The organism is Rodentibacter trehalosifermentans, assembly GCF_002000545.1.
GTDB lineage: Bacteria > Pseudomonadota > Gammaproteobacteria > Enterobacterales > Pasteurellaceae > Rodentibacter > Rodentibacter trehalosifermentans.
Window position 1 is genome coordinate 1 of record NZ_MLHL01000110.1, and the last position, 1,154, is coordinate 1,154.

At 44.5% G+C, this 1,154-nt stretch carries 1 protein-coding gene; it reads right to left on the bottom strand.

The genetic code is table 11. The annotated features are described in order from the left end of the window. The coding region (locus BKK52_RS13150; protein ID WP_077478883.1) for a DDE-type integrase/transposase/recombinase at window positions 1–1,058 on the bottom strand (1,058 nt) is incomplete at its 3' end. Window positions 1,059–1,154 lie beyond the last annotated feature (96 nt).

Genomic DNA, 1,154 nt, shown 5'->3' on the forward strand with positions numbered 1-1,154 from the left:
GGTTCTTTGGCAAGCACTTGGCTGAGGTAATAATTTTGACCTTGCCATTTGATTTCGCCGTTTTGTCGAACTTGGCGAATTTCCGCTTGCTCATTGTATTCATAGAGTGCTATTTTGCCCGTATAAGTTCGAAGAGAAGGCGTATAGCATTCAGCGGGTGTTTTTCGTTTAATGCCTTCATGTGAACGGTCATGATTATATTCATCACGAAACGCATCTAGCACGACTTGTTGGGCATTGAAGTCATATTCCAGTTTGGTTAAACGGGCGTTTAAGCTCGCTTTTAAACTGCGATGCATTCGCTCGTGTCGCCCATTTTGTTCAGGGTGTCCGGGCTGAATGCGTTCAGGGCGAATGCCTAAGTCAATCCACCATTTGGATAGTCGGCTAAGCCCACCCAATGCACTGGAGGCAAAAGGCGAACCGTTATCAGAACGAATGGTGCAAGGTAAACCGAACTCGTTAAAAAGCTGTTCAAACAAGCGGATAACCGCATCGGCTTTAGTGTTGGGTAAGCCTTTGCACAGCAATAAATAGCGACTGAAATTATCACTTACCGTCAGCGGATAACAAAGCTTTTTATTGGCTATTGGAAACTGCCCTTTGAAATCAACGCACCAAGTTGTATTCGGTGCATCGCAGGTTTCAAAAGGCAATGTGTCTGTTGCGGTATAACGACGACGTTTTCTCGGCTTCACCAAGCCCGCTCGCCGTAAAATTAAATCACCTGTGCTATCTGCCGGACACGGTGTATTGGGATAACAGCGGGCGAACATATCGAGTCGCTTTTTGGCTCCCCAATCGGGACGTTTAATCCGCTCGGTAATCAACCAATCACAAATCCATTGTGGTGTCGCATTGGGGCGGTGATGAGGCTTTCGAGAAAGCTCTTTCAAGCCATTAAATCCCATCTGTTCGTGGCGTTTAATCCATTTATCAGCCGTTGGACGACTAATGCCAAACTGCTGACACAGGCTGGTTTTTGTATAATCTTGGGACAACCAGGCTTTAATAAATAACACTCTTTGTTCCATTATATTCGTTTCTTTCCAAGGCATCTTATTTCTCCACGAGAATTTTGATGCAAGTTTACAAGATTGTAATGTAAACGATGTATTTGGGTTATGATGTAAAGGATGTTATCAGGTTGTACC